Source organism: Streptomyces sp. TRM68416, from assembly GCF_014596915.1.
Classification (GTDB): Bacteria; Actinomycetota; Actinomycetes; order Streptomycetales; family Streptomycetaceae; genus Streptomyces.
In genome coordinates, this window is sequence record NZ_JACVWU010000005.1 from 415,356 (window position 1) to 441,491 (window position 26,136).

A 26,136-nucleotide genomic window follows, 5' to 3' on the forward strand; every position below is an offset into this window, starting at 1 on the left:
GGCCCCCCGCCGGACGGCTGAGGCAGAATCGGGACCATGACGACCAAGGACCGCATCTATCGCTCGCCCATGGGCATCGTCGGCGGCACCCTGCTGCTCGCCCTCGTCGGCTGGCTCGGCCTCGACGCCCTGGTCAACGGCGACGGCCGCACGCCGTGGCTGGCCCTGGCCATGCTGGTCCTGATCGTGCCGGTGGTGGCCGCGTTCACGGTGCGGCCCGCCGTCTTCGCCAACGATGACCGGCTGCGCATCCGCAACCCGCTGCGGGTCATCGTCCTGCCCTGGGGGCAGGTCGTCTCACTGCGCTCCGGTTACTCCAACGAGGTGATCGCCAAGTCTGGCGACAAGTACCAGCTGTGGGCCGTTCCCGTCTCGCTGCGCGCCCGCAAGAAGGCGGCGCGGCAGCAGGCACGGGCGGAGGCGGAGCGGGCCGGGGGGCGCAAGGGCCGGGGCGGCTTCGGCTTCGGGTTCGGGTTCGGTGCGCCCGTCGGTCCCGCCTCCGCCGACGACGGGCCCATCCGCGCCGAGACCGACCAGGTCATGGACGATCTGCGGGAACTGCTGGCCACCCGGGAGCAGGCCGAGTCGGCGCAGGGCGAGGTGACCGTCCGGTGGGCCTACGAGCTGATCGCGCCGGCCGTGGCGGGGGTCGTGCTGCTGCTGGTCCTGCTGGCGACGGGCTGAGGCCGCGGCGGCCCTCCCCGCGCCCCTGAAGGGGGCCGCTCAGGGCGCGCTCGGCCACACCAGCACCATGTACGCCCCCCAGTACGCCGAGCCCGCCACCGCCGCCGCCAGCGCCAGAGCGCGGTAGCGGCGCGAGGCCCGGCTCAGATGGAGGGCCACCGGGAGGAGCAGGGGGAAGGCCGGCAGGAGGAAGCGGGCGCGCGGGAAGTAGACACCGCTGCTGGCCAGGACGATCGCCAGCAGCACGCCCGTGAACACCAGCAGCGCGACCGGCTGGCGGTCCCACACCGAGAGCGCGAACAGCACCGCCGACACCAGCATCACGCCGGTCACCAGGACCAGGAACAGCTGGGGCGTCGGGTCGTACATCAGCAGCTTGCGCATCCGGCGCAGGGTCTCCGTGCCGCCGTCCAGCTGGTTGTGCCACAGCCGCTGTACGGCGAAGTAGCCGTCCCAGCGGTCCACGCGCAGGCCGACCCAGCCGACGTACCCGCACCAGCCGAGCGGGGCCAGCAGGGCGGCCGCGAGGACGCGCGGCGAGAACGGGCCGCGGCGCAGTGCCAGCAGCGCCGTGACGGTGACCGCGGCGGCCACCGCGACACCGGTCGGCCGGGTCAGGCCGGCGAGGACCGCGCCGCCGCCCGCCCACAGCCAGCGGCCGGTGAGCACCGCGTACAGCGACCAGGCCGCGCACGCCGTGAACAGCGACTCGGTGTAGCCCATCCACTGCACCAGGCCGACCGGGAACGCGGCCCACAGCGTGGTGAGCAGGACGCCCACGCGCCGCCCGTACAGCAGGTCGCCCACGGCGAAGACGCCCCAGGCGGCGGCGACGGAGGCCACCACGGCGATGCACAGGCCCGTGCTGGCGGGGCTGCCGGGGGTGACCGCGGAGACCGCCCTGACCAGGAACGGGTAGAGCGGGAAGAACGCCATGCTCCTGGCGCTCGGACCGACGCCGGGGTCCCCGGTGTAGCCGTGGTCGGCGATGCCGAGGTACCAGTCGGCGTCCCACTGGGTCGCCAGGATCGGCCACACCCCGTGCCGCTGGCGGTGCGTCCAGAGGGCCAGGACCAGCAGGCCGGTGGCGCGGACGGCCAGGTAGGCGGCGAGCGCCGGTGCCGCGCGCCGGAGGGAGGGGCGGGGACGGGACGGCGGCGGGGCGGGGGTGGTGGTCGTCGCGCTGGGCGTCGGCCGGAAGGCGGTCGAGGACACGGCGGCGGCTCCGGGGCTGACTCGGCTCGGTGAGGCGTGTGCCGGTCCACCGTTGCCCGGGAGGGGCGGCGGGGCGTGGAGCCGGGGTCAACCACCGTCCGTAAATCACTCGATGGGGTGCCCCTGTCCGGGGCACCCCATCGAGTTCGGGCACTACGGCTCAGATGCCGGCCGCCGCCGACAGGTCCCGCTTGATCGCCGTCAGCAGCTCCGTCGCCCGCGCGCGGGCCGCCGGGAGACCGGCGTGTCCGTCGACCGGGACGACGACCTCCAGGTAGCACTTCAGCTTCGGCTCGGTGCCGGAGGGCCGGACGATGACGCGGGCGCCTTCGAGGGTGTAGCGCAGGCCGTCGGTGGGCGGCAGCGTCTCCGTTCCCCGGGTGAGGTCCTCGGCGCGGGTGATGGCGAGGCCCGCCAGCTCGGTCGGCGGCTGCTCGCGCAGGCGCCGCATGGCGTCCGCGATGACGGACAGGTCCTCGACGCGGACCGAGAGCTGGTCGGTGGCGTGCAGACCGTGCTCCACGGCGAGGTCGTCGAGGAGGTCGAGCAGGGTGCGGCCCTGCTCCTTGAGCACGGAGGCGAGCTCGGTGATGAGCAGGGCCGCCGTGATGCCGTCCTTGTCGCGCACGCCGTCGGGGTCGACGCAGTAGCCGAGGGCTTCCTCGTAGCCGTAGCGCAGGCCGTCGACGCGGGCGATCCACTTGAAGCCGGTGAGGGTCTCCTCGTAGGGCAGGCCCGCCTTCTCGGCGATCCGGCCGAGGAGGGAGGAGGAGACGATCGACTCCGCGAAGGTGCCCCGCGCCCCACGGCCGACCAGGTGGGCGGCGAGGAGGGCGCCGACCTCGTCGCCGCGCAGCATGCGCCACGCCCCGCCGTCCTTGACGGCCACGGCGCAGCGGTCGGCGTCGGGGTCGTTGGCGATGACGAGGTCCGGGTCGGTCTCGCGGGCCTTGGCGAAGGCGAGGTCCATCGCGCCGGGCTCTTCCGGGTTGGGGAAGGCGACGGTGGGGAACTCCGGGTCCGGCTCGGCCTGCTCGGCGACGAGCTCCGGGGCTGGGAAGCCGGCCCGGGCGAACGCGGCCAGCAGGACGTCCTTGCCGACGCCGTGCATCGCCGTGTAGACGGTACGGGCCGTGCGCGGGGAGTCCGCGGCGAGGACGGCGTCGGTACGGGCCAGGTAGGCGTCGAGGACGCTGTCGTCGAGGGTCTCCCAGCCGCCGGCGGGGCGGGGCACGGCGGTGAGGGACGGGACGGCGGCGATCTCCTCCGCGATCTCGACGTCCGCGGGCGGGACGATCTGCGAGCCGTCGCCGAGGTAGACCTTGTAGCCGTTGTCGCGGGGCGGGTTGTGGCTGGCGGTGACCTCGACCCCGGCGACCGCGCCCAGGTGCCTTATGGCGTACGCCAGGACGGGCGTCGGGAGCGGGCGGGGGAGTACGGCGGCACGCAGGCCCGCGCCGGTCATGACGGCGGCGGTGTCGCGGGCGAAGTCCTCCGACTTGTGCCGGGCGTCGTAGCCGATGACGACCAGGCCGTCGTCGTGGCCCTGCTTCTTCAGGTACGCGGCCAGGCCGGCGGCGGCGCGGATGACGACCGTGCGGTTCATGCGCATCGGGCCGGCGCCGATTTCGCCGCGGAGGCCGGCGGTGCCGAACTGGAGGGTGCCGGCGAAGCGGGCGGCGAGTTCGGCGTGGTTCTCGGCGTCGATCAGCTCGGCGAGTTCGGCACGGGTCTCCGGGTCGGGGTCCTCGGCCAGCCAGGTCTTGGCGGTGGTGATGAGGTCGTCGTGCACCGTGGGTCAGCCTCTCGTTGTGTCCGTGCGGGTGCGTGGGGGTGCGCGTCCCCGGGGCGCTGCCCCGGACCCCGCTGGGGGCTCCGCGCCCGGGCCCCCGGCCTGTGCCCACACCTTTTGGCCGACTGGAAACGGGTGGTGGGTGGGCAAAGGCCCGGGGGTCCAGGGGGCGGAGCCCCCCGGGCGGTCCGGGTGACGCCGGGTTCCTACAGGCGGCCGAGCACCTGGGCCAGCAGCGACCCCATCCGCGTCGCACTGTCCCGCCCGGCCTGCAGAACCTCCTCGTGGTTCAGCGGCTCGCCGGTCATGCCCGCGGCGAGGTTCGTCACCAGCGAGATGCCGAGCACCTCCGCGCCCGCCTCACGCGCGGCGATGGCCTCCAGCACCGTCGACATGCCGACCAGGTCCGCGCCGATCACGCGGGCCATGCGGATCTCGGCGGGCGTCTCGTAGTGCGGGCCGGGGAACTGGGCGTAGACGCCCTCTTCCAGCGTCGGGTCGACCTCCTTGCACAGGGCGCGCAGGCGGGGCGAGTACAGGTCCGTGAGGTCGACGAAGTTCGCGCCGACGATCGGGGACGTGGCCGTCAGGTTGATGTGGTCGCTGATCAGCACCGGCTGGCCGGGGCGCATGCCCTCGCGCAGTCCGCCGCAGCCGTTCGTCAGGACGACGGTCTTGCAGCCGGCCGCGACGGCCGTGCGGACGCCGTGCGCGACGGCGGCCACGCCGCGGCCCTCGTAGTAGTGGGTACGGCCGAGGAAGACCAGCGCGCGCTTGTCGCCGATCTTGTACGAGCGGATCTTGCCGCCGTGACCGGCCACCGCCGGCGGCGGGAACCCGGGCAGCTCGGTGACCTGGAACTCGGCGTCCGGGGCGCCGAGCGCGTCCACGGCCGGTGCCCAGCCGGAGCCCATCACGAGGGCTACGTCGTGGGTCTCGGCGCCGGTGAGTTCGCGCAGGCGCGCGGCGGCGGCGTCGGCGGCGGCGTAGGGATCGCCCTGGATGTCGTCCGGAAGAAGAGATGCGTTCACGCCGACGAGGGTAGCCGGTCAGGGCCTACGCGCGTAGATGACAGAGCCCACGGCATGGCGATCGTTGTCTTGTTGTTTCCGACGAATCGCTCCGCGGGCGGGCCGGTCAGTCGTCGGGGACGAGGACGTCCTTGTCGCTGAGGACGGCCCCCCTCAGCAGGGCCGCTTCCGCAGCTCCATCACGTAATCGTGCGGTGCCCCCGCGGATTCCGCCGCGTCGGCGATCTCGCCCAGGTAGCGGGCCGACGGCAGGCCGCCCTCGTAGCCGTTGAGGACGTACACCCAGGCCGACTCCTCGCCCTCCAGGGTGTGCACGCGTACGCGTGAGCGGCGGTAGACGCCGAGGCCGACGCCCTCCCAGCGGTCCAGCGACTCCTCGTCCATGGGGGCGATGTCGTACAGGGCGACGAAGACCTGTGCCATCGGGTCCTCGACGAGCGTCGCGAGCGCGCCCTCCCAGCCCATCTGCTCGCCCCCGAACGTCAGCCGCCACCCGTTCAGCCAGCCGGTGGCGCGCAGCGGCGAGTGCGGTGCGCGGCGGGTCATCAGCCGCGCGTCGAGGTTGCCGGCGTACGCGGCGTAGAGCGACATGGGGAGAGGGTACGGCAGCCGAAACGGCCGCCTCTCCCGTAACAGTGGTATCTCGGGCGGCCCCCGAGGCCGTACCACGGTGGTGCGTGCGGGACAATGGAGTACGTGACTCGGATCGTGATCATCGGTGGCGGACCCGGCGGATACGAAGCGGCGCTGGTCGCCGCTCAGCTCGGCGCGGAGGTGACCGTCGTCGACTGCGACGGCCTGGGCGGGGCGTCGGTGCTCACCGACTGCGTCCCGTCGAAGACTCTCATTGCCACGGCCGAGGTGATGACCACCTTCGACTCCTCCTACGAGGAGCTGGGGATCATCGTCGCGGACGACACCCCGCACATCGACACCCCCGCGCGGGTCGTCGGCGTGGACCTCGGCAAGGTCAACCGGCGGGTGAAGCGGCTCGCGCTCGCGCAGTCGCACGACATCACGGCCGCCGTCACGCGCGCGGGCGCCCGGGTGCTGCGCGGCCGCGGTCGGCTGGACGGCATGCAGGCCCTCGACGGCTCCCGCAAGGTCGTCGTCACCGCCGCCGACGGCACCGAGGAGACCCTCACCGCCGACGCCGTCCTGATCGCCACCGGCGGTCACCCGCGCGAGCTGCCCGACGCCCAGCCCGACGGTGAGCGCATCCTCAACTGGACCCAGGTCTACGACCTCACCGAGCTCCCCGACGAGCTCATCGTGGTCGGTTCCGGTGTCACCGGTGCCGAGTTCGCCGGCGCCTACCAGGCCCTCGGGTCGCGGGTCACCCTCGTCTCCTCGCGCGACCGTGTGCTCCCCGGTGAGGACCCGGACGCCGCGGCCGTCCTGGAGGACGTCTTCCGCCGCCGCGGCATGAACGTCATGGCACGCTCGCGGGCCGCCGCCGCCAAGCGTGTCGGCGACCGGGTCGAGGTCACCCTCGCCGACGGCCGCGTCATCTCCGGCTCGCACTGCCTCATGGCCGTCGGCGCCATCCCGAACAGCGCGGGGCTCGGCCTGGAGGAGGCCGGCGTCAAGCTGCGCGAGTCCGGCCACATCTGGACCGACAAGGTCTCCAGGACCACGGCTCCCGGTGTGTACGCCGCCGGTGACGTGACCGGGGTCTTCGCCCTCGCCTCCGTCGCCGCCATGCAGGGCCGTATCGCCATGTACCACTTCCTCGGCGACGCGGTGGCCCCGCTGAACCTCAAGACCGTTTCCTCCAACGTCTTCACCGACCCGGAGATCGCCACCGTCGGCTACACGCAGGCCGACATCGACTCCGGCAAGATCGAGGCCCGCGCCGTCAAGCTGCCGCTGCTGCGCAACCCGCGCGCGAAGATGCAGGGCATCCGGGACGGCTTCGTCAAGATCTTCTGCCGGCCGGGCACCGGGATCGTGGTCGGCGGTGTGGTCGTGGCGCCGCGCGCCTCGGAACTCATCCACCCCATCTCGATCGCCGTCGACAACAATCTGACGGTCGAACAGATCGCGAACGCGTTCACCGTGTACCCCTCCCTTTCGGGGTCGATCGCCGAGGTGGCCCGCCAGCTCCACACCCGCAAGGCGACCGGCGAGGCCTGACCCGCACCGCGGCCGGAAACAACTCCCCGCTGGTCACGGGGAGTTGTCGAGCACGCGTACGACATGGTCACAGTGGTGAGGTCCTATACCACTTCATGCCCTCCTGTGCGAACAACTTCTGTTATTCGGCGCAAACTGCTGAAAGCAGACGGTCGTTGGGGTTACTGTCAGTTTCGTGTTCGCTGCAGAACGTCGCCAATTGATCCTCGAAATGGTGCGAGCGAACGGGGCCGTGTCGCTCCGTGAGCTCGCCCGCGTCGTCCAGACCTCCGAAGTGACCGTACGGCGGGACGTGCGCGCGCTGGAGGCAGAAGGACTCCTCGACCGCCGACATGGCGGTGCGGTATTGCCGGGCGGGTTCACGCGGGAGTCCGGCTTTCCGCAGAAGTCACATCTCGCGACCGCCGAGAAGACGGCCATCGCCGACCTCGCCGCCAACTTCGTCGAAGAGGGCGAGGCCATCGTGGTCGGGGCGGGTACCACCACCCAGGAGCTGGCACGCCGGCTCGCCCGGGTGCCCGGACTGACCGTCGTCACCAACTCCCTCCTGGTGGCCCAGGCGCTGGCCCATGCCAACCGGGTGGAGGTCGTGATGACCGGCGGCACTCTGCGCGGTTCCAACTACGCCCTGGTGGGCAGCGGGGCCGAGCAGTCCCTCCAGGGGCTGCGGGTGTCGCGTGCCTTCCTCTCCGGGAGCGGGCTGACCGCCGAGCGGGGGCTGTCCACGTCCAACATGCTGTCGGCGTCCGTCGACCGCGCGTTGGTGCAGGCCGCCGCGGAGGTCGTCGTGCTCGCCGATCACACCAAGCTCGGTACGGACACGATGTTCCAGACCGTGCCCACGGATGTGATCACGCGGTTGGTGACCGATGAGCCGCCGGCTCATGACGACCGCGCGCAGACCGAGTTGCAGGCCCTCGCCGATCAGGGGGTGCAGATCGCCGTGGCGGGGGCGAGCGGAAACCCGGGGGGTGACGAAGTCCCGGCGCGGCGGCGTGCCCTGCCGGGACCTCGACAAGGCGCTGCCGCCGGGCTTCGGGCGGCCGTGATGCAGGAGCCTGCGGCTGCTGGGCGGGGGCGGGTTGCGGATCTGCGGAGGCGTTGAGGCAGTCGCCTCTTCGCCGTAGGGGCTTGTGGTTCCTTGCGGGTGCGGGGCCGATGTGGCTTGTCGCGCAGTTCCCCGCGCCCCTTCGGGGCGCTGCCGTACCGCCGTCGAGTTCGCCAGGTCCGCTTCGCGCCCACGCGGCGGTAGCCGCACATCGGTACAGCCCCGCGCCCCTAGGCGGGCTTCAGACCCCGGAGCGTCAACACCAGGAGTCTGTCTGCCAGGCCCGGGTCACCCGGGGTCTCCTCCGCCGCCAGTGCGATGGCGTGGGTCAGTTGGAGGAGGTCGCCGATGGCTACGTCCTCGCGTACCGCGCCCGCTTGCTGGGCGCGGGTCAGTAGGGCGGTGGCGGCTTCTCTGATGGGGGCGCTGCACCGGGCCAGGGCCGAGGTGTCGTCGGGGGAGACGGACATCAGGGCGCGGGCCAGGCCTCGGTACTCGCTCGCGTGGGCGACCATCTCGCGCAGCCAGGTCACCAGGGCCGCGCAGGGCTCGGGCGCCCGGCGCAGTTCGTGGGCGCGGGCGAGGAGTTCGGCCACTCCGTCCTCGAAGACGGCGCTGAGCAGGGCCTGCCGGTTGGGGAAGTGCCGGTAGAGCGTGCCGATCCCCACGCCCGCGCGCCGGGCCACATCCTCCAGGGACGCCTCCGTACCGTGCTCGGCGAAGGCGGCCCTGGCCTCGGTGAGGAGGCGCTCGTGGTTGCGGCGGGCGTCGGCGCGCATGGCGCGCGGAGCGACCTGCGGTGCCGCCGCACCACCACTCCCCGCGGTCTCGCGTGAGGTCGCGCCCACCATGGCTCCCACCTGCTCTCGTCCGCGCCCCGGTCTGCCACCAGGATGCCACCGCGAGCGACCGCGCGGTCTTCCCGGATCGCGCACGGGCCGTACCTTCTCCTCAAGGACGCCTTTTCCAGAGGTTTCCCGGATATCCCCCTGACCGTCGTGTCCTTCGTGATGACGGCCGTCGCCTTCGCCCTGGCCGCACTCGTCGTCGTCCGACGCGGTACGGGGTGGACGCGCAGCCCGTGAGGGCCACCGTCACGGGGGACGGGAAAACGAGGCGCCCGGCGGACCCACTGCTCAGGTCCGCCGGGCGCCTCGGGTGCCGTAGGGGGCTCAGTCCTTGATCTCGCAGATCGGGGCGCCCGAGGTGAGGGACGCGCCGACCTCCGCGGACAGGCCCTTGATGGTGCCGGACTTGTGGGCGTTGAGGGGCTGTTCCATCTTCATCGCCTCGAGGACGACGATCAGGTCGCCCTCCTTGACCTCCTGGCCCTCCTCGACCGCGATCTTGACGATCGTGCCCTGCATCGGGGAGGCGAGGGTGTCGCCGGAGGCGACGGGGCCGGACTTCTTGGCCGCGCGGCGCTTGGGCTTGGCGCCCGCCGCGAGACCGGTGCGGGCCAGCGACATGCCGAGCGAGGACGGCAGGGAGACCTCAAGGCGCTTGCCGCCGACCTCGACGACGACCGTCTCGCGGCCGGTCTCGTCCTCGGTGTCCGTGTCGGCCGGGGCCGCGAACGGCTTGATCTCGTTGACGAACTCGGTCTCGATCCAGCGGGTGTGGACCGTGAACGGGTCGCTGGAGCCGGTGAGTTCGGGGGCGAACGCCGGGTCCTTGACCACCGCGCGGTGGAACGGGATGGCCGTGGCCATGCCCTCGACCTGGAACTCGGCCAGCGCACGGGCGGCCCGCTGCAGCGCCTGCTCACGGGTGGCGCCGGTGACGATCAGCTTGGCCAGCAGGGAGTCCCAGGCCGGGCCGATGACCGAGCCGGACTCGACACCGGCGTCCAGGCGGACACCCGGGCCGCTGGGCGGGGCGAACGTGGTGACCGTGCCGGGCGCCGGCAGGAAGTTGCGGCCCGGGTCCTCGCCGTTGATGCGGAACTCGAAGGAGTGGCCGCGCAGCGGCGGGTCGTCGTAGCCGAGTTCCTCGCCGTCGGCGATGCGGAACATCTCGCGCACCAGGTCGATGCCGGAGACCTCCTCGGTCACCGGGTGCTCCACCTGCAGACGGGTGTTGACCTCCAGGAAGGAGATCGTGCCGTCCAGGCCGACGAGGAACTCCACGGTGCCTGCGCCGACGTAGCCGGCCTCCTTGAGGATGGCCTTGGAGGACGAGTACAGCTCGGCGATCTGCGCCTCGGAGAGGAACGGCGCCGGGGCCTCCTCGACCAGCTTCTGGTGGCGGCGCTGGAGCGAGCAGTCACGGGTGGACACCACGACGACGTTGCCGTGGCGGTCGGCCAGGCACTGCGTCTCCACGTGCCGCGGCTTGTCGAGGTAGCGCTCGACGAAGCACTCGCCGCGGCCGAAGGCGGCGACGGCCTCGCGGACGGCCGACTCGTAGAGCTCCGGCACCTCTTCGAGGGTGCGGGCGACCTTCAGGCCGCGGCCGCCGCCGCCGAAGGCGGCCTTGATCGCGATCGGCAGGCCGTGCTGCTCGGCGAAGGCGACGACCTCCTCCGCGCCGGAGACCGGGTCCGGCGTGCCGGCGACCAGCGGGGCGCCGGCACGCTGGGCGATGTGCCGGGCGGCGACCTTGTCGCCGAGGTCGCGGATGGCCTGCGGGGGCGGGCCGATCCAGATCAGACCGGCGTCCAGGACCGCCTGCGCGAAGTCGGCGTTCTCGGAGAGGAATCCGTAGCCGGGATGGATCGCGTCGGCCCCCGACTCGCGTGCTGCGTTGAGCACCTTGTCGATGTCCAGATAGCTGGTGGCCGGAGTGTCACCGCCCAGGGCGAACGCCTCATCCGCGGCGCGGACATGCAGAGCGTCCCGATCCGGGTCGGCGTATACGGCCACGCTCGCGATACCGGCGTCCCGGCACGCCCGGGCCACGCGGACAGCGATTTCGCCACGGTTGGCGATGAGCACCTTGCGCACGATTGAGGCTCCCTCCTTGAAACAAGCCGAGTTTAGGGACTGCCGACACGGCACTTCGACCCGTCCCCAATGGTGAGCTTGCCCACACGGAGCGTGATTCGAGGCTCGCTCGACCCGCGAAATCCCTTGTCGCACCGCCGTACGCAGGACTCCTCGGAGAAACCCTAGTCCCCTGATGTGGTCAAGGTCTCTGTGAGAGCGTGCTGCGGCCCACTCGGTTTCTTTGTGGAGTCCCTACGAATGGCCCAATGATTCTTTGCCCCTCCCGGAACCCTTGTCCCGAGGTTTACCCGTTAGTAGCGTTCGCGATGTCTCGAACGTACTTGGAGTAACCGCAGTCCTGCTCGGACAGCGCTCGAACGCTCGGAAGTGGGTGGGGGCCGGTGGTGCGCAGACCGGTGGCATGGGTGGTGGCGATCGTCCTCTTCGTGGAGGCGCTCGGCATCGCGGCCGTCAACTGGTTCCTCGGCGTGGTCGTCGACCGCCAGGACATGTCGCTGGCGGGCCTGGACCCGGACGTGATGTCGCTGTCCTCGAAGCTCGGCGGGGTCGTCTTCGGCCTGTACTTCGCCCTGTGCGGCCTGGTGGCCCTGCTGGTCGCGCTGCGGGACCGGCCGCCGGCGGGCTTCGGCCGGATCCTGCTGATCAGCGCGGCCGTGGTGCACGGGATGCTCGGCGCGTTCGCCTGGGGGCTGCTGGGCTGGGCGGAGTTCCTGTTCATGGTGGTGGTGCTGGGGCTGATCGTGCTGCTGCTGATGACCTACGACAGCCCCGAGGAGCCCGCCGAGCCCGCCGACGCCGTCCCGGACGTCCCGGGGGAGCCGGTCAGCGGGCCGGCGCCCACAACTCCGTGATGCCGACGCCCAGTTCGGCCAGCAGTCGGCGAACCAGCGGCAGGCTGATGCCGATCACGTTGCCGTGGTCGCCGTCGATGCCGTCGATGAACGGCGCCGAGCGGCCGTCGAGGGTGAACGCACCGGCGACGTAGAGGGGTTCGCCGGAGGCGACGTACGCCGCGATCTCCTCGTCGCTGGGCTCGCCGAAGCGGACGACGGTGGAGGCGGTGGCGGCGGCGTGCCGTCCGGTGGCCGTGTCCCAGACGCAGTGGCCGGTCTGGAGCGTGCCCGCCCGGCCGCGCATGGCCTTCCAGCGGGCGGTGGCCTCCTCGGCGTCGGCGGGCTTGCCGAGCGGCTGCCCGTCCAGGTCCAGGACCGAGTCGCAGCCGATCACCAGCGCGCCCTTGACCTCGGGCTTCGCGGCCACGACGGAGGCCTTCGCCTGGGCCAGGGCGAGCGCGAGCTCGGCGGGTGTGGGTGCGCTGACGGCGTCCTCGTCGACCCCGCTCACGATCACCTCGGGGGCGAGTCCGGCCTGCCGCAGCAGCCCGAGCCGGGCGGGGGACTGGGAGGCGAGGACGAGTCGGCGGCGCGGCTGATCAGTCATGCCGTCAGCGTATCGGCGGCTTCGCCGTGCCTCATCTCAGGCCGGTCACCAGCATCGCCAGCACCATGGCCAGCGCCATGAGAACGCCCAACCGCCGCAGCATGCCCTGCATCTCGCGCATGTCCTTCGGGGGTTCGTTCTCGGGGTCGGACCACAGCATGTCTCGATGGTCGGCGGCGGAACCGCCCCGCGCCTGAGTACGGGTACTCAACTTCACCGGCATTTCCAAATGGGCCACCTGTTCCATTAAGCTAATGGAACTCCAGTCCCCTTTAGGAAGGGTGTGCTCGTCGTGTTCACCACCGCCTGGACCGCCTCCCCCCAGCTCCCCAGCGAAGGCTTCACCCCCAACTGGTCCCGCGAGGGCTTCTGGCGCCAGTCACTGCGCCAGGTCGTCCGGCTCAGCGCGGGCGGCGGGCGGGTGCGGATACGGCTCTCCCACGCCTACGGCACCTCGGCCGTGCGGATCGCGGGCGCGAGCCTGGGACGCGCCGCCGCCGGGGCCGCCGTAGCGCCCGGGTCGCTGACGCGGCTGACCTTCGGCGGGGCGGCCTCGGCGGAGATCCCGGCGCGCGGGCAGCTCGTCAGCGACCCCGCCGAACTCGCCGTAGCGGCAGGGGAGTCGGTGACGGTCACCCTGCACTTCGACGCCGCTACCGGCCCGGCCACCTTCCACGCGCAGGCCTTCACGACCGCATACCGGGGCGAGGGCGACCTGCTCACGGACGCCGACGGCACCGGCTTCACCGCGACCACCGAGTCCTGGTACTTCCTCTCCGCGGTCGACACGGACGCCGGACGCGCCGACGGCGTCGCCCTGTTCGGCGACTCGATCACCGACGGCTTCGGCTCGACCCCCGGCACCGACCGGCGCTGGTCGGACACCCTCGCGGCCCGCACCGGACGGCCCGTGCTCAACGCGGGCATCGGCGGCAACCTGCTGCTCAACGACTCCGCCTGGTACGGCGAGAAGGGCGTCCACCGGTTCGGCCGGGACGTGCTGGACCACTCCGGGGTGGACACGGCCGTCGTGCTGCTCGGCCTCAACGACATCGGCTTCAGCGAGACGGACGACCAGCCCACCTACAAACCGGCACCCGTCCTGGAGGCCGCCGAACTGATCGCCGGACACCGCGCGTTGCTACGGCGGGCCCGGCACCTGCGGGTGATCGGCGCGACGCTGCTGCCGCTCGGCGGCTCGGACCACTGGGGCGAGCGCGCGGCCAGGACGAGCCACGCGCTCAACGCATGGATCCGCGGCTCGGGGGAGTACGACACGGTCGTCGACCTCCACCGCGCGCTGGCCGACCCGGACAACCCGGACCGGCTGCATCCCGCGTACGACTTCGGCGACCACCTGCACCCGAACGACGCCGGGTACGCGGTGATGGCCGAAGCCGTCTCAACGGTTCTCTAGCCCGGCCAGTAGGTGCGGGCCCAGGACACCGGGCCAGGCTGGGGCAGGCGGTGGGCCGCGATGCGGGACGGGTCGGACCACGCGTCCCTCGGGGCGTCCGCGCCGGACGGCTCGACCGCGGCCGCCGCGGCGCGGGCGCGGACCACCGCCAGGGCGGCGGCCAGCTCCTCCGGTGTCGGGTTGCCCCGCAAGACCTTGATCGTCACAGCGGCTCCTTCGGATCCTTTAAAGGGGGATGTTGCCGTGCTTCTTGGGGGGCAGGGACTCCCGCTTGGTGCGCAGCTGACGCAGCCCGCGCACGAGGTGCCGACGGGTCTCCGACGGCATGATCACCGCGTCGACGTAGCCGCGCTCGGCCGCGACGTAGGGGTTGAGGAGCGTGTCCTCGTACTCCTGGATCAGCCGCGCGCGCGTCGCCTCCCCTTCTCCTGAGTCCTCGGCCTCGGCGATCGTGCGCCGGTGCAGGATGTTCACCGCGCCCTGGGCGCCCATCACGGCGATCTGGGCGGTCGGCCAGGCCAGGTTCAGGTCGGCGCCCAGGTGCTTGGAGCCCATGACGTCGTAGGCGCCGCCGAAGGCCTTGCGGGTGATGACGGTGATCAGCGGGACCGTCGCCTCGGCGTAGGCGTAGATCAGCTTGGCGCCGCGGCGGATGATGCCCGTGTGCTCCTGGTCGACGCCGGGCAGGAAGCCGGGCACGTCCACGAAGGTGAGGACGGGGACGTTGAAGGCGTCGCAGGTCCGCACGAACCGCGCGGCCTTCTCGCTCGCGTCGATGTCGAGGCAGCCCGCGAACTGCATCGGCTGGTTGGCGACGATGCCGACCGGCCGGCCCTCCACCCGCCCGAAGCCGGTGAGGATGTTCGGCGCGAACAGCGGCTGCGTCTCGAAGAACTCCGCGTCGTCCAGGACGTGTTCGATCACCGTGCGCATGTCGTACGGCTGGTTCGCGCTGTCCGGCACGATGGTGTCCAGCTCGCGGTCCTCGTCGCTGAGTTCGAGGTCCGCCTCCTCCGGGAACGCCGGGGCCTCGGAGAGGTTGTTGGACGGCAGGTACGACAGCAACTGCTTGACGTACTCGATGGCGTCCTTCTCGTCCCCGGCCATGTGATGGGCCACGCCCGAGGCCGAGTTGTGGGTACGGGCCCCGCCCAGCTCCTCGAAGCCGACGTCCTCGCCGGTGACCGTCTTGATCACGTCCGGGCCGGTGATGAACATGTGCGAGGTCTGGTCGACCATCACGGTGAAGTCGGTGATGGCCGGCGAGTACACCGCGCCGCCCGCGCACGGACCCACGACCAGGCTGATCTGCGGAATCACACCGCTCGCGTGGGTGTTGCGGCGGAAGATCTCGCCGTACGCGCCGAGCGAGGCGACGCCCTCCTGGATGCGGGCGCCGCCGGAGTCGTTGATGCCGATGACCGGGCAGCCGGTCTTCAGCGCGAAGTCCATCACCTTTACGATCTTCTGCCCGTAGACCTCGCCCAGGGCGCCGCCGAAGACCGTGAAGTCCTGCGAGAACACCGCCACCGGGCGGCCGTCGACGGTGCCGTACCCGGTGACGACGCCGTCGCCGTACGGCCGGTTCTTCTCCAGCCCGAAGTTGGTGGAGCGGTGCCGCGCGAACTCGTCCAACTCCACGAAGGAACCCTCGTCGAGCAGCAGGTCGATGCGCTCACGGGCCGTCAACTTGCCCTTGGCGTGCTGCTTCTCGACGGCGCGTTCGGAGCCGGCGTGCGTCGCCTCGTCAATACGGCGCTGGAGATCCGCGAGCTTGCCCGCGGTGGTGTGGATGTCGATCTCTTCCGGCTCGGACATCGGTCTCGCGGCTCCCTGCCTGCTCAAAAGGGGGGACGGTTACTCATCCGTAGAGTAATGGGGGGTCTATCAATCAGCAGTGCGGCGTTTCACACACCTAGGGTGGCTTGCATGACGCCGCGAGATGCCTCAGACGACAGCCGCTGGTCCGACCTCGATCGTCCGCCCCTCAACGCGCCGGCGCTGCGTCGGGCGCTGGTGCGGGACGGCGGACACGGGGGCCTGTGGTGCGACGTGGACGTGGTGCAGCGCACCGGCTCCACCAACTCCGACCTGGTCGCCCGCGCCGTCAACGGCACCGCCGAGGAGGGCGCGGTCCTCGTCGCGGAGGAGCAGACGTCCGGGCGGGGCCGCCTGGACCGGCAGTGGACCGCGCCGCCGCGCTCCGGCCTGTTCTTCTCCGTCCTGCTCAAGCCGAAGGGCGTGCCGGTGTCCCGCTGGGGCTGGCTGCCGCTGCTCACCGGGGTCGCCGTGGCCACGGGGCTGTCGCGGGCGGCGGGCGTCGACACGGCGCTGAAGTGGCCGAACGATCTGCTCGTCACCGTCGGCGGCGAGGAGCGCAAGGCCGGCGGGATCCTCGCCGAGCGGGCCGGGGACGACGCGATCGTCGTCGGCGTCGGCATCAACGTCACCCTCCGGGAGGATGAGCTGCCCGTGCCCGCGGCGGGGTCGCTGGCGCTGGCCGGGGCCGTGACCACCGACCGCGATCCGCTGCTGCGGGCCGTGCTGCGGGCGCTGGAGTCGTGGTACGGGCGGTGGGAGCGGGCCGGGGGTGACCCCGCCGCGAGCGGCCTCCAGGAGACCTACGCGGCGGGCTGCGCGACGCTCGGGCGAGCCGTGCGCGCCGAGCTTCCGGGCGACCGGTCCATCGAGGGCGAGGCGGTCGCCGTGGACGGGGACGGGCGGCTGGTGATCGCCACGGAGGAGGGCGTCCAGGAGCCGGTGGGGGCGGGCGACATCGTCCACCTGCGTCCGGCGTGACCGCGTGTGGGAGCTGACGTCGGAGTGAGACGCGCAGCCCGGCGCCACCGGGGCGCCGCCTGCGCCCACCCGTGCCGCCCCGGGCGGCACGCATGCCCGCAGGCTGGACGTCGGGCGTGGGGCAGTGCCCCGTCAGGGGCGCGGGGAACTGCGCGAGCAACCCCCGCCGGCCCGCGGAGTGCCACGGCGGCATGACGGGGGGCTGGGGGCGGAGCCCCCACGGCGGGGCGCTTACGCCGGTGCGGGACAACCGGCGATCACGAAACCCCCGGCCAAACCTAACGGAGTGAGCTGGCGCACACCTGCCGTAGAGTTGAGGCCGGTCGATACCTGACCGTGGCAGATCGGAAGGGCAGCAGGCGTGACCGTCGACGACACGGGCTCCGGCACGGACCCCTACGCCGCCGACCCCGGCGAGGATCCGCTCGCCCTGCGTCTCGAACAGCTGATCCTCGGCGCGGAGCGGCGCTACACCCCCTTTCAGGCGGCCCGCAGCGCCGGTGTCTCCATGGAACTGGCCTCCCGCTTCTGGCGGGCCATGGGCTTCGCCGACATCGGGCAGGCCAAGGCGCTGACCGAGGCCGACGTACTGGCCCTGCGGCGGCTCGCCGGCCTCGTCGAGGCGGGGCTGCTGAGCGAGGCGATGGCGGTGCAGGTGGCGCGGTCCACCGGGCAGACCACCGCCCGGCTGGCCGAATGGCAGATCGACTCCTTCCTGGAGGGGCTGACCGAGCCGCCGGAACCCGGCATGACCCGCACCGAGGTCACGTACCCCCTCGTCGAGCTGCTCCTGCCCGAGCTGGAGGAGTTCCTCGTCTACGTCTGGCGCCGGCAGCTCGCCGCCGCGACCGGCAGGGTCGTACAGGCCGCCGACGACGAGGAGATGGTGGACCGGCGCCTCGCGGTCGGGTTCGCCGACCTCGTCGGGTTCACGCGGCTGACCCGCCGTATGGAGGAGGAGGAACTCGGCGAGCTCGTCGAGGCCTTCGAGACCACCGCCGCCGACCTGGTGGCCGCCCGCGGCGGACGGCTCATCAAGACCCTCGGCGACGAGGTCCTGTACGCGGCGGACGACGCCGCGGTCGCCGCGGAGATCGCCCTGCGTCTCATCGAGACCATGGCGAACGACGAGACGATGCCCGAGCTGCGCGTCGGCATCGCGTTCGGCACGGTGACCACCCGTATGGGCGACGTCTTCGGAACGACCGTGAACCTGGCCTCCCGGCTGACCTCGATAGCTCCGCGCGACGCCGTCCTCGTCGACAGCGCCTTCGCCGAGGAGCTGATCCGCACCCGCGAGGCCCCGGCCTCCGAGGCGGAGGCGGCCGAGGCCGCCGCGGCCGCGGAGAAGGAGGGCGAGGAGCCGCCGACGTACCGCTTCGCGCTGCAGCCGATGTGGCAGCGCCCGGTACGCGGCCTCGGCGTGGTCGAACCGTGGCTGCTGACGCGGCGTGACGGGGACCCGTCGTAGCGGCCTTCGTCAGTTCTCCGTGTGCAGCTTCAGCGGGTCCACGCACAGGCCGATGACGGGGATGCACACGACGGGCGGGTCGGCCGGGGCGGGCTGCGTGGGCTGAGCGGTGGACGGCGTCGGCTGCGGGGCCGGGGCGGGGGAGTCCGCGGGCCCGGCCGGAGGCTGCGGGTGCGCGCTCGTCGGGGCGGCGGGCCGGGGCGCGGGCGTGGTGGCGGCGGGTGCCTCGGGGATCGTCGTGGTGTCGGCAGACGCGTCGGCCGCGGACGGCGGCGCGGTGGTGCCCGGGGCCGCCGGCAGGCTCGCGGCGCCGGTCGGCGTGGCGCCGGGCCCGCCCATGGCGGAGGTCGCGGACGGACTGACCCGCGGCACCGCGCTGACCGTGACGGCGGCGTTCGTGGCGCGGTCCGTGCCGGATTCCGGCTCCGTCCCGGGAGCCCGCCACGGTTCGGCGTCCGGCGCGCCGAGCCCGCCGGGAGCCGACTCGGACGCCAGTCGTACGAGGCTCAGGGCGCCGGCGGCCAGGGCGAGGCCCCCGGCGGCGAGCAGGACCTTGCGGGGGCGGGGACGGCGGTGCCGGCCGCGGGGGCCGAAGAGGCGGAGCGCCGCGGTGTCCTGCGGCCGCGCCTCCGGTGTCGTTGTCGTGTCCGTCGTCGTCATCACGTTCCCTCCCCGTTGCGCTCGCGCACGGTATGCGCTGCCGTGGGCGGTGGCGGGGGAGTTGGGCGGGATGTCACTCGAACGGGTGTCGGGGCCGGGGTCGAGGGCCCGGGCGGCGACCTGCGGGGTTCCCGCTTCCCTGCGCGGGGCCGGGCTGCGATGATCTGGACGAGTGTTGTTAACCCGCGTTAACCGGGAGGGTGTCGTGAGCGGTGTCATGAGCGAGCAGCGGTACGGGGAGTTCGTGCTGGTACGGCGGCACGGGGACGGCGGGCACGTCGCCGAGCTCGCTCTGGACCGGCCCAAGGCCATGAACGCCGTCTCCACGGAGATGGCCCGCTCCGTCGGCGCGGCCTGCGCGGCGCTGGGCGCGGACAGCGGCGTACGGGTGGTGGTGCTGACCTCGACGCACGAACGGGCGTTCTGCGTCGGGGCGGACCTCAAGGAGCGGAACTCCTTCAGCGACGCGGATCTGGTACGGCAGCGGCCGGTGGCGCGGGCGGCGTACACCGGGGTGCTGGAGCTGCCGGTGCCGACGATCGCGGCGGTGCACGGGTTCGCGCTGGGGGGCGGGTTCGAGCTGGCGCTGTCCTGCGATCTGATCGTGGCCGACCGGACGGCCGTGGTCGGGCTGCCGGAGGTGTCGGTGGGCGTGATTCCCGGCGGCGGCGGTACGCAGTTGCTGCCGCGGCGGGTCGGGGCGGCCCGGGCCGCGGAGCTGATCTTCACCGCGCGGCGGGTCGAGGCGGCCGAGGCACGGGAGTTGGGGCTCGTCGACCAGCTGGTGGACGCCGGGCACGACCGCGCGGAGGCGCTGGCGCTGGCCGGGCGGATCGCGGGCAACTCGCCCGTGGGGCTGCGGGCGGCGAAGCGGGCGCTGCGGCTGGGGTTCGGGATGGATCTGCGCGCGGGGCTCGAGGTCGAGGACGCGGCCTGGCGCTCGGTGGCGTTCTCGGGGGACCGGGCGGAGGGCGTCGCGGCGTTCAACGAGAAGCGCAAGCCGGAGTGGCCGGGGGAGTAGTCACCGTCGGCCATGAGCCCCGGCGCCGAAGTCGAACTGAGATCCAGTGGCCGGGTCGGGCTTGCGGCGAGCCGCGGGCTGCGTACTTCCTTGGAGAAGCCCCCGCCACGGCGGGCACCGTGACAGGGGCTTCGGCTCAACAGGAGCAACCGGGGAACCAGACACACGACCGGCAACTCCCTTATGCGAAGCCAAAGTCGAGGGCGGCCACCCCATCGGGTGACCGCCCTCGTTCCGTGCTCGGGTGGCGTCAGACCGCCGAGCCCGCCTTCCAGTCCGCCCAGCTCATGTTCCAGCCGTTGAGGCCGTTGTCGGGGGCGATGGTCTTGTCGCCGGTGTTCTGGACGACGACGACGTCACCGACGATGGAGTTGTTGTAGAACCAGTAGCCCGCGGTGCCCTTGTCGTTGGCGCCCTTGGTGTCCGACAGGCCCACGCAGCCGTGGCTGGTGTTGACGCTGCCGAAGATGGACTTCGCGCCCCAGTAGTTGCCGTGGATGAAGGTGCCGGAGGTGCTCAGGCGCATGGCGTGGGGCACGTCCTTGATGTCGTACTCGCCCTTGCCGTCGTCGTCGGTGAAGCCGACCGTCGCGCCGTTCATCCGGGTCTCCTTGAACTTCTCGGAGATCACCATCTGACCCTCGTACGTCTTCGTCTCGGGCGCACCGGCGGAGATCGGGATCGTCTTGATGGTCTTGCCGTCCTGCGTCACCTTCATCTGCTTGGTGTTCGCGTCGACGTAGGAGACCTGGTTGCGGCCGATGGTGAAGGTCACCGTCTTCTGCTGGACGCCGTAGACGCCCTCGGCGCCCTCGACGCCGTCGAGCGCGAGCTTCAGCGTGACGGTCGAGCCTTCCTTCCAGTACTCGTCGGGCCGGCAGTCCATGCGGGTGTCGTTGAACCAGTGGCAGGCGACTTCCTGGCCGCTGGTGGAGGTGACGGTGACGCCCTTCTGGACGTCCGCCTTGTTGGTGATCGCCTTGTCGAAGTTGAGCGAGACCGGCATGCCCACGCCGACGGTGGAGCCGTCCTCCGGCGTGAAGTAGCCGAGGAAGCTGTTGTCGGGGGAGACCGTGCTGAAGGAGGCGTTCTCGTGGGCCTTCAGGCCCTTGGCGTCCTCCGCGGTGACCGCGATCTTGTAGGTGGTGGACCGCTGCAGCGCGGCGTTCGGCTTCCAGCTCTTCTTGTCCGCGGATATCGCGCCTTCGACGGCGGCACCGTCGGCGGTCGTCATCGTCACCTCGGTGAGCGTGCCCTTGCTCACGGTGACGGTGGCGGAGTTGTTGATGGAGGCGTTGTCGGAGCCGTCCTTCGGCATGATCTTGATCTGGGCCTCGGAGGTCTTCTCGGCGGCCGCCTCGTCGACCTTGGCCTGCGAGGTGTCGTTGCCGCCGTCACCGGAGGCCTTGTCGTCGCCGCCGGAACAGGCCGAGAGCACCAGCACACCGCCGAGCAGTGCGGACGCGGCCGCGAGGCCCTTGCGCCGCCTACTGTTCGTCATCACACGCTTCTCCATCGTTGCCGAATCCCCAAAACCCCGAGAGTCCCCGTCAAGAACCTTCAACGCTACGACCGGTTCGTCCCGTTCCACATCCCTCGCAGGTGTGGGGCACACCACGTCCGCCGGAGCGGCTGGTGTGGGTGTCGGTCAGTGCGCTCCCTGAGACGACGAAACCCCGGGCGGCGGTTGCCGCCCGGGGCCACGATTTTTCCCGAGCGCGGCTAACCGGCCGCTCCTGCTTCGCCGTCCTCTTCGTCGTCCTCGTCGACATCATCCTCGTCCAGGTCCCACTCCGCCGACTCGGGGTCGTAGTCGATCCGCTCGCTGGACCAGGACGCCTGAGTGAGCTCGACCCCCGGCACTTCACTGACCAGGTCGAACGGGTCCACGAGGTACGCGAGGGCCTCCGCGGTGTCCTCCGTCACAGCGCTCTCGGCGTGTACCCGCTCGTCGGCCGGCATATCGCCGTCGTCGGCGATCCGGCGCAGCGCCGCCTTCGTCACGGCGTCCTCGTCGTCCACCTCAAGGACGAGTTCCACGCGAAGGCGTACAAAACGTGATGTCTCTGCAGTGCTCATGGTCGGAGCGTACGGCCCGAGGCAGGCTGGAGGCTCCCGCGACTTTCCCGCGACCCGCGCCTTTCATTAGCATCGCTCCACACGGCCAATTCGCCAGCGCCACAAGGGGATCGATATTCCGTGTCATCCGCTCGCCGTCCGTTGCTGACCGCCACCGCCGCGGGGACCCTGCTGGGCGCCCTGTGGTTCGTCCCGTCCGCCAACGCGACCGCCGATCAGACCCCTTCTTCGGCGACCGCGGCCACGCAGGCCACCCAGCAGGCGCGGGCCACCACCCCGCAGACGTCCGACGTCGAACTCGCCGACACCGGAAGCTTCGACACCACGCCGTACGTCGTCGGAGGGACCGCGTTCCTCGCGCTGGGCGCCGGGTTCGTCGCGTACTCGGTTCGCCGGGAACGTCACGGTTTCTGATTAAACTTGACTCTTCTTTAACAAAACGCTCATAGTCCGCTCATGAAGAGATCATCGGGGGCGCGCATAGGCGCCGCGATCGGCGTGAGCGCCCTGTCGCTCGCCCTCATCACCGGTTGTTCGAGCGACGACTCGAAGGGCTCCGACGGCTCCAAGGCGCCTGAGTCCTCCTCCTCGCCGACGCAGGCCGCCAAGGCGCTCAGCACGGCCGAGCTGGAGAAGCTGCTGCTCGCGCAGGGGGACCTGGACGCCAAGCAGTACAAGGTCGACGACGGGGACGACACCCTCCCCAAGTCCAAGACCGGAGTGAAGTCGAGCAAGGCCGAGTGCGAACCGCTGGTCTGGGCCACGGCCGCTCTCCCGCCGGGGGAGACGGACGCGCACGTGTCCAACACCGTCTCGCAGGTCCCGACGTCGGCCGGCGGTGAAATCCCGGAGGACTTCGCGGACGCCCTCAACGTCAACGTGACCTTCGTGGGCCTGTCCTCCTACGAGGGTGACGGCGCCGAGAAGGCCATGAAGGCCGTTTCCGACGGCGTCTCGGCCTGCTCCGGCGGGTACGACTTCACCGGCGAGGGCGAGACCACGAAGGTCGTCAAGGTCGCCCCGGCGAAGGGCTCCGGACAGGGTGACGAGTCCGTGGCGTTCGTCCAGAGCGTCGACATGGACGGCGACGGCACGGCCCTCTTCACCACCGAGGTGGTGCGCAAGGGCAACACCGTCGCCTCGTTCTACTCGTTGAACCTCGCGGCGCTCGACTCCGACAAGGCGTCCGAGATCCCGGCGGAGGTCGTCACGGCCCAGGTGGGCAAGATCAAGTAAGTCGTCCGAAGCCCCGCCGTCACCTCCGTACGGCGGGGCTTCGTGCTGTCCGCTAGCGGAGCGGACCGGTGACGGACTCCACGGCCGCGACCAGCCGCCCGTCACGCACGAACGCGTCCGCAGCCGCCAGGTCGGGCGCCAGGAACCGGTCCGGGCCGGGCCCTCGCACACCGGCCGCCCGCACCCCGTCGATCACGGCCTGCGAGGCCGGTGCCGGAGTCAGGCCCTCGCGCAGCTCGATCGCGCGCGTGGCCGCGTACAGCTCCACGGCGATGACGCGCGTCAGGTTGTCCACGGCGGTGCGCAGCTTCCGGGCCGCCGACCACCCCATCGACACATGGTCCTCCTGCATCGCGGAGGACGGGATCGAGTCCGCGGACGCCGGTACGGCCAGCCGCTTCAGCTCGCTCACCAGCGCCGCCTGCGTGTACTGGGCGATCATCAGCCCGGAGTCGACACCGGCGTCGTCGGCCAGGAACGGCGGCAGGCCGTGGCTGCGGTTCTTGTCGAGCAGCCGGTCGGTGCGCCGCTCGGTGATGGAGGCGAGGTCGGCGGCGGCGATGGCGAGGAAGTCCAGGACGTAGGCGACGGGCGCGCCGTGGAAGTTGCCGTTGGACTCCACGCGGCCGTCGGGCAGGACGACGGGGTTGTCCACGGCGGAGGCCAGCTCGCGCTCGGCGACCGTGCGCGCGTGCGCCATCGTGTCGCGTCCGGCGCCCGCGACCTGCGGAGCGCACCGCACGGAGTAGGCGTCCTGGACGCGCGGGGCGTCGTCCTGGTGGTGCCCGGTCAGGCCCGAACCCTTCAGCACCGCCAGCATGTTGGCGGCGGAAGCGCCCTGGCCCGGGTGCGGCCGGATGGCGTGCAGCTCGGGGGCGAGCACCTTGTCCGTGCCGAGGAGCGCTTCGAGGGAGAGGGCGGCCGTGATGTCGGCGGACTTGTAGAGGGTGTCGAGGTCGGCGAGGGCCATCACCAGCATGCCGAGCATGCCGTCGGTGCCGTTGAGGAGGGCAAGACCCTCCTTCTCGCGCAGTTCTACGGGGGTGATCCCGTGCTCGGCGAGCAGCTCACCGGCGGGCCGTACGACGCCGTCCGGGCCCTCGGCGTCCCCCTCGCCCATGAGCGCGAGGGCGCAGTGGGAGAGCGGGGCGAGGTCGCCGGAGCAGCCGAGGGAGCCGTACTCGTGGACGACGGGGGTGATGCCGGCGTTCAGGACGTCGGCCATGGTCTGCGCGACCTCGGGGCGGACGCCGGTGTGCCCGGAGCAGACGGTCTTGAGCCGCAGGAACATCAGCGCGCGGACGACTTCCCGCTCCACCCGCGGACCCATGCCGGCGGCGTGCGAGCGGACGATGTTGCGCTGGAGCTGAGCGCGCAGCTCCTGGCCGATGTGCCGGGTCGCGAGCGCGCCGAAGCCGGTGGAGACGCCGTAGACGGGTTCGGGCTTGGCCGCCAGCGCGTCCACGATCTCGCGGGCCGCGGCGAGGGCCGCGACCGCCTCCCCGGAGAGCTCGACCCGGGCGCCGCCGCGCGCCACGGCGAGAACGTCGGACGCGGTGACCCCGGACGTCCCCACCACCACAGTGTGCATATCCATATTCAGGAGCGTACGCAGTGAATTCCAGGATGTCACTAGCGGAGCGCACCTGAGACCCTTACCGACACGTCATCTGTGCCCCCGGAAGCGCCGCCGCTCCGCCCCCCTCTCCTTCGAGGGCGCGTCGGCCAGCCGGACGACGGGGTCGTCCGGCCCCTCCCGCCCGGCGACCACGGGTTTCGTGGCCCGTACGGCCTTGGCACGGTACTGGGCCGCGTCGGCGAGCCGGAACAGCCGACGGGCCGAGCGCACGGGCCCGATGGGGTCCTCGGTGGACGCCACCCCGCAGGCCACCCCCTCGCCCAGCTCCAGCTCCGCCGCCCGGCGACAGAGTTCGTCGGCCGCGCGGACCACCTCGTCGGCGGGCGGGCCGACGGCGAGCAGACAGAACTCGTCACCGCCGAGCCGGGCGGCGAGCGCGCCGGGCAGCATGGCACCGCAGAGGGAGAGGACGGAGCCGAAGCGTTCGAGGAGGCGGTCGCCGACGGCGTGCCCGCGGGTGTCGTTGACGCGCTTGAGCCCGTTCAGATCGCAGACGACGAGGCTGACCACGACGCCCTCCCTGCGGTGCCGCTCGATGGCCTCCTCCAGGCGTACGTCGACGGCGCGGCGGTTGGCCAGGCCGGTGAGGGCGTCGGTGAACGCCAGCCGCCGGGCCTCCTCCAGCCGCTCCGCCTGCGCGATCCCGGCGGCGACGACGGCCGCCAGTACGGTGGCGAAGTCGGCGTCGGCCCGGTCGAAGACGGGGGCGCCCACCGGCCGGGCCACATACAGCTCGCCCCACGCCCTGCCGTGCAGCACGATCGGCGCGACGACGCAGCAGCCCCGGCCGCGGCGGCGCAGGGCGGCGACGCGCTGATGGCAGTAGCCGGGGCGGCGGCCGGCCGCGGGGCCCTCCGCCGTCTCCACCCAGGCGTTGGGCTCGCCGCCGCCGGCCCAGCGCTCGTGCAGGAACTCGGTGATCTCGGGGAACTGGTGCACGGGGTAGGCCTCGCCGTCCGGGAACTCCGCCTCGCCCGGAGCCCGCTCGCCGACATTGACGAGCACCCGCAGCCGGCCCAGCTCCCGCTCCCACACTGACAGCGCGGCGAAACTCCCGCCGAGCGCCCGGCACGCGCCGGCCGCCGCCGCCCGCCAGGCCTCCCGCGAACTGTGCGCCGCGGCCATGCCCTGCGCCAGCGCCACCACCGCCGCGAGACGCCTGTCCTCACCCATCACACCAGGCTAGGGAGGTTTGGTGTAAATAGGGACATTGATGTGCCGAACAGGTGTCGCCGGTGTCCCTTCGTGCCGACCACCGGGCCGCACACGAAACAGCCCGCCGGAAGCTGTGACAGCTTCCGGCGGGCTCCTTGCTCAGGTGGTGCTTCTGTGTCCTACGGACTCACTTGCCGTAGTACGCGTTGTAGATCGAGATCGTCGACTTGTTGTTCTTCTTGTCGGTGATCTTGGCCCGGAACGAGATGCTCTTGCCCTTGGCCGGGTTCTTCACCTTGATCTTGCCGTTGGTGACGGTGACCTTCTTCCAGCTCTGGCCCTTGTCGTACGACACGTAGACGGCC

25 protein-coding genes are annotated in these 26,136 nt (G+C 71.9%); 10 read left to right on the top strand and 15 right to left on the bottom strand.

Annotated features, from left to right (window positions below; all coding sequences use genetic code 11):
- Positions 1 to 36: 36 nt before the first annotated feature.
- Positions 37 to 684: a PH domain-containing protein gene (locus ICC28_RS11640; RefSeq protein ID WP_188288394.1), complete on the top strand. Its 648-nt coding sequence runs from the start codon at positions 37 to 39 to the stop codon at positions 682 to 684.
- Positions 685 to 723: 39 nt separating this feature from the next.
- Here the strand turns inward: ICC28_RS11640 and ICC28_RS11645 are convergent, their stop codons facing one another.
- The 4 genes from ICC28_RS11645 to ICC28_RS11660 all read right to left on the bottom strand — a co-directional run bounded on the left by ICC28_RS11645 (position 724) and on the right by ICC28_RS11660 (position 5,313).
- A complete protein-coding gene (locus ICC28_RS11645; protein WP_188288395.1) occupies positions 724 to 1,899 on the bottom strand; it encodes a hypothetical protein in 1,176 nt (391 codons plus the stop codon).
- A gap of 160 nt (positions 1,900 to 2,059) precedes the next feature.
- Complete coding sequence (locus ICC28_RS11650; protein WP_188288396.1) at positions 2,060 to 3,691, bottom strand: phospho-sugar mutase; 1,632 nt, start codon at positions 3,689 to 3,691, stop codon at positions 2,060 to 2,062.
- 206 nt (positions 3,692 to 3,897) lie between these two features.
- A complete protein-coding gene (locus tag ICC28_RS11655) occupies positions 3,898 to 4,722 on the bottom strand; it encodes a purine-nucleoside phosphorylase (RefSeq protein WP_188288397.1) in 825 nt (274 codons plus the stop codon).
- A 153-nt stretch (positions 4,723 to 4,875) separates the two neighbouring features.
- Entirely contained in the window at positions 4,876 to 5,313 is a 438-nt protein-coding gene (locus tag ICC28_RS11660) for a gamma-glutamylcyclotransferase (RefSeq protein ID WP_188288398.1), read from the bottom strand.
- 96 nt (positions 5,314 to 5,409) lie between these two features.
- Between ICC28_RS11660 and ICC28_RS11665 the strand changes: the two genes are divergently transcribed.
- Both ICC28_RS11665 and ICC28_RS11670 read left to right on the top strand, forming a co-directional pair.
- Positions 5,410 to 6,858 (top strand): NAD(P)H-quinone dehydrogenase, encoded by a 1,449-nt coding sequence (locus ICC28_RS11665; RefSeq protein WP_188288399.1) that lies wholly within the window; start codon positions 5,410 to 5,412, stop codon positions 6,856 to 6,858.
- Between the two features lie 199 nt (positions 6,859 to 7,057).
- Positions 7,058 to 7,963: a DeoR/GlpR family DNA-binding transcription regulator gene (locus ICC28_RS11670; RefSeq protein WP_223188731.1), complete on the top strand. Its 906-nt coding sequence runs from the start codon at positions 7,058 to 7,060 to the stop codon at positions 7,961 to 7,963.
- 173 nt (positions 7,964 to 8,136) lie between these two features.
- Here ICC28_RS11670 and ICC28_RS11675 read toward each other — a convergent pair whose 3' ends face one another.
- Both ICC28_RS11675 and ICC28_RS11680 read right to left on the bottom strand, forming a co-directional pair.
- Entirely contained in the window at positions 8,137 to 8,757 is a 621-nt protein-coding gene (locus ICC28_RS11675; RefSeq protein WP_188288401.1) for a TetR/AcrR family transcriptional regulator, read from the bottom strand.
- 321 nt (positions 8,758 to 9,078) lie between these two features.
- Positions 9,079 to 10,851 (bottom strand): acetyl/propionyl/methylcrotonyl-CoA carboxylase subunit alpha, encoded by a 1,773-nt coding sequence (locus ICC28_RS11680; protein WP_188288402.1) that lies wholly within the window; start codon positions 10,849 to 10,851, stop codon positions 9,079 to 9,081.
- A 383-nt stretch (positions 10,852 to 11,234) separates the two neighbouring features.
- On the opposite strand from ICC28_RS11680, the gene ICC28_RS11685 reads away from it, so the two are divergent.
- Positions 11,235 to 11,705, top strand: a complete 471-nt coding sequence (locus ICC28_RS11685; protein ID WP_188288403.1) for a hypothetical protein — start codon at positions 11,235 to 11,237, stop codon at positions 11,703 to 11,705.
- Here ICC28_RS11685 and ICC28_RS11690 read toward each other — a convergent pair.
- Positions 11,677 to 12,294 (bottom strand): Maf family protein, encoded by a 618-nt coding sequence (locus tag ICC28_RS11690; protein WP_188288404.1) that lies wholly within the window; start codon positions 12,292 to 12,294, stop codon positions 11,677 to 11,679. The genes ICC28_RS11685 and ICC28_RS11690 overlap by 29 nt on opposite strands.
- A 31-nt stretch (positions 12,295 to 12,325) precedes the next feature.
- Positions 12,326 to 12,454 carry a morphogenic membrane protein MmpB gene (gene mmpB / locus ICC28_RS41465; protein ID WP_411158586.1) on the bottom strand — a complete coding sequence of 43 codons (129 nt, stop codon included), beginning with the start codon at positions 12,452 to 12,454 and terminating at the stop codon, positions 12,326 to 12,328.
- Between the two features lie 132 nt (positions 12,455 to 12,586).
- Between mmpB and ICC28_RS11700 the strand changes: the two genes are divergently transcribed.
- A complete protein-coding gene (locus ICC28_RS11700) occupies positions 12,587 to 13,711 on the top strand; it encodes a GDSL-type esterase/lipase family protein (RefSeq protein ID WP_188288405.1) in 1,125 nt (374 codons plus the stop codon).
- On the opposite strand, the gene ICC28_RS11705 is transcribed toward ICC28_RS11700, so the two are convergent.
- Positions 13,708 to 13,917 (bottom strand): acyl-CoA carboxylase epsilon subunit, encoded by a 210-nt coding sequence (locus ICC28_RS11705; RefSeq protein ID WP_188288406.1) that lies wholly within the window; start codon positions 13,915 to 13,917, stop codon positions 13,708 to 13,710. The genes ICC28_RS11700 and ICC28_RS11705 overlap by 4 nt on opposite strands.
- 19 nt (positions 13,918 to 13,936) lie before the next feature.
- Complete coding sequence (locus ICC28_RS11710; RefSeq protein ID WP_188288407.1) at positions 13,937 to 15,529, bottom strand: acyl-CoA carboxylase subunit beta; 1,593 nt, start codon at positions 15,527 to 15,529, stop codon at positions 13,937 to 13,939.
- A gap of 111 nt (positions 15,530 to 15,640) precedes the next feature.
- Here ICC28_RS11710 and ICC28_RS11715 point away from each other — a divergent pair, with 111 nt between their 5' ends.
- Both ICC28_RS11715 and ICC28_RS11720 read left to right on the top strand, forming a co-directional pair.
- Positions 15,641 to 16,510: a biotin--[acetyl-CoA-carboxylase] ligase gene (locus tag ICC28_RS11715; RefSeq protein ID WP_188288408.1), complete on the top strand. Its 870-nt coding sequence runs from the start codon at positions 15,641 to 15,643 to the stop codon at positions 16,508 to 16,510.
- A gap of 361 nt (positions 16,511 to 16,871) precedes the next feature.
- Positions 16,872 to 17,981 (top strand): adenylate/guanylate cyclase domain-containing protein, encoded by a 1,110-nt coding sequence (locus ICC28_RS11720; RefSeq protein WP_188288409.1) that lies wholly within the window; start codon positions 16,872 to 16,874, stop codon positions 17,979 to 17,981.
- Between the two features lie 9 nt (positions 17,982 to 17,990).
- Here ICC28_RS11720 and ICC28_RS11725 read toward each other — a convergent pair whose 3' ends face one another.
- Positions 17,991 to 18,641 carry a hypothetical protein gene (locus ICC28_RS11725; RefSeq protein WP_223188656.1) on the bottom strand — a complete coding sequence of 217 codons (651 nt, stop codon included), beginning with the start codon at positions 18,639 to 18,641 and terminating at the stop codon, positions 17,991 to 17,993.
- Between the two features lie 217 nt (positions 18,642 to 18,858).
- Between ICC28_RS11725 and ICC28_RS11730 the strand changes: the two genes are divergently transcribed.
- Entirely contained in the window at positions 18,859 to 19,662 is an 804-nt protein-coding gene (locus ICC28_RS11730; RefSeq protein ID WP_188288437.1) for an enoyl-CoA hydratase/isomerase family protein, read from the top strand.
- A 250-nt stretch (positions 19,663 to 19,912) separates the two neighbouring features.
- On the opposite strand, the gene ICC28_RS11735 is transcribed toward ICC28_RS11730, so the two are convergent.
- Both ICC28_RS11735 and ICC28_RS11740 read right to left on the bottom strand, forming a co-directional pair.
- A complete protein-coding gene (locus tag ICC28_RS11735) occupies positions 19,913 to 21,163 on the bottom strand; it encodes an Ig-like domain-containing protein (protein WP_188288410.1) in 1,251 nt (416 codons plus the stop codon).
- Positions 21,164 to 21,384: 221 nt separating this feature from the next.
- Positions 21,385 to 21,741 carry a hypothetical protein gene (locus tag ICC28_RS11740; protein ID WP_188288411.1) on the bottom strand — a complete coding sequence of 119 codons (357 nt, stop codon included), beginning with the start codon at positions 21,739 to 21,741 and terminating at the stop codon, positions 21,385 to 21,387.
- A gap of 120 nt (positions 21,742 to 21,861) precedes the next feature.
- On the opposite strand from ICC28_RS11740, the gene ICC28_RS11745 reads away from it, so the two are divergent.
- Together ICC28_RS11745 and ICC28_RS11750 are read left to right on the top strand one after the other, a co-directional pair.
- On the top strand, positions 21,862 to 22,155 hold the full coding sequence (locus ICC28_RS11745; protein ID WP_188288412.1) for an LPXTG cell wall anchor domain-containing protein: 294 nt from the start codon (positions 21,862 to 21,864) through the stop codon (positions 22,153 to 22,155).
- A 42-nt stretch (positions 22,156 to 22,197) separates the two neighbouring features.
- Positions 22,198 to 22,977, top strand: coding sequence for a hypothetical protein (locus tag ICC28_RS11750; RefSeq protein ID WP_188288413.1), 780 nt, complete (start codon positions 22,198 to 22,200; stop codon positions 22,975 to 22,977).
- A 52-nt stretch (positions 22,978 to 23,029) separates the two neighbouring features.
- Here ICC28_RS11750 and hutH read toward each other — a convergent pair whose 3' ends face one another.
- Together hutH and ICC28_RS11760 are read right to left on the bottom strand one after the other, a co-directional pair.
- The gene (gene hutH / locus ICC28_RS11755) at positions 23,030 to 24,568 is read right to left on the bottom strand and encodes a histidine ammonia-lyase (RefSeq protein WP_188288438.1); all 1,539 of its coding nucleotides are present in this window, start codon (positions 24,566 to 24,568) and stop codon (positions 23,030 to 23,032) included.
- A 75-nt stretch (positions 24,569 to 24,643) separates the two neighbouring features.
- Positions 24,644 to 25,789 carry a GGDEF domain-containing protein gene (locus tag ICC28_RS11760; protein ID WP_188288414.1) on the bottom strand — a complete coding sequence of 382 codons (1,146 nt, stop codon included), beginning with the start codon at positions 25,787 to 25,789 and terminating at the stop codon, positions 24,644 to 24,646.
- Positions 25,790 to 26,136: the final 347 nt, after the last annotated feature.

Bases quoted from the DNA above. Each gene is read 5' to 3' on its own strand.
- ICC28_RS11760 (WP_188288414.1), bottom strand. From the start codon at position 25,789: ATGGGTGAGGACAGGCGTCTCGCGGCGGTGGTGGCGCTGGCGCAGGGC.
- ICC28_RS11715 (WP_188288408.1), top strand. From the start codon at position 15,641: ATGACGCCGCGAGATGCCTCAGACGACAGCCGCTGGTCCGACCTCGAT.
- ICC28_RS11750 (WP_188288413.1), top strand. From the start codon at position 22,198: ATGAAGAGATCATCGGGGGCGCGCATAGGCGCCGCGATCGGCGTGAGC.
- ICC28_RS11660 (WP_188288398.1), bottom strand. From the start codon at position 5,313: ATGTCGCTCTACGCCGCGTACGCCGGCAACCTCGACGCGCGGCTGATG.
- ICC28_RS11740 (WP_188288411.1), bottom strand. From the start codon at position 21,741: ATGAGCACTGCAGAGACATCACGTTTTGTACGCCTTCGCGTGGAACTC.
- ICC28_RS11690 (WP_188288404.1), bottom strand. From the start codon at position 12,294: ATGACTGATCAGCCGCGCCGCCGACTCGTCCTCGCCTCCCAGTCCCCC.
- hutH (WP_188288438.1), bottom strand. From the start codon at position 24,568: ATGCACACTGTGGTGGTGGGGACGTCCGGGGTCACCGCGTCCGACGTT.
- ICC28_RS11735 (WP_188288410.1), bottom strand. From the start codon at position 21,163: ATGACGAACAGTAGGCGGCGCAAGGGCCTCGCGGCCGCGTCCGCACTG.
- ICC28_RS11640 (WP_188288394.1), top strand. From the start codon at position 37: ATGACGACCAAGGACCGCATCTATCGCTCGCCCATGGGCATCGTCGGC.
- ICC28_RS11675 (WP_188288401.1), bottom strand. From the start codon at position 8,757: ATGGTGGGCGCGACCTCACGCGAGACCGCGGGGAGTGGTGGTGCGGCG.
- ICC28_RS11730 (WP_188288437.1), top strand. From the start codon at position 18,859: ATGAGCGAGCAGCGGTACGGGGAGTTCGTGCTGGTACGGCGGCACGGG.
- mmpB (WP_411158586.1), bottom strand. From the start codon at position 12,454: ATGCTGTGGTCCGACCCCGAGAACGAACCCCCGAAGGACATGCGCGAG.
- ICC28_RS11725 (WP_223188656.1), bottom strand. From the start codon at position 18,641: ATGACGACGACGGACACGACAACGACACCGGAGGCGCGGCCGCAGGAC.
- ICC28_RS11710 (WP_188288407.1), bottom strand. From the start codon at position 15,529: ATGTCCGAGCCGGAAGAGATCGACATCCACACCACCGCGGGCAAGCTC.
- ICC28_RS11665 (WP_188288399.1), top strand. From the start codon at position 5,410: ATGGAGTACGTGACTCGGATCGTGATCATCGGTGGCGGACCCGGCGGA.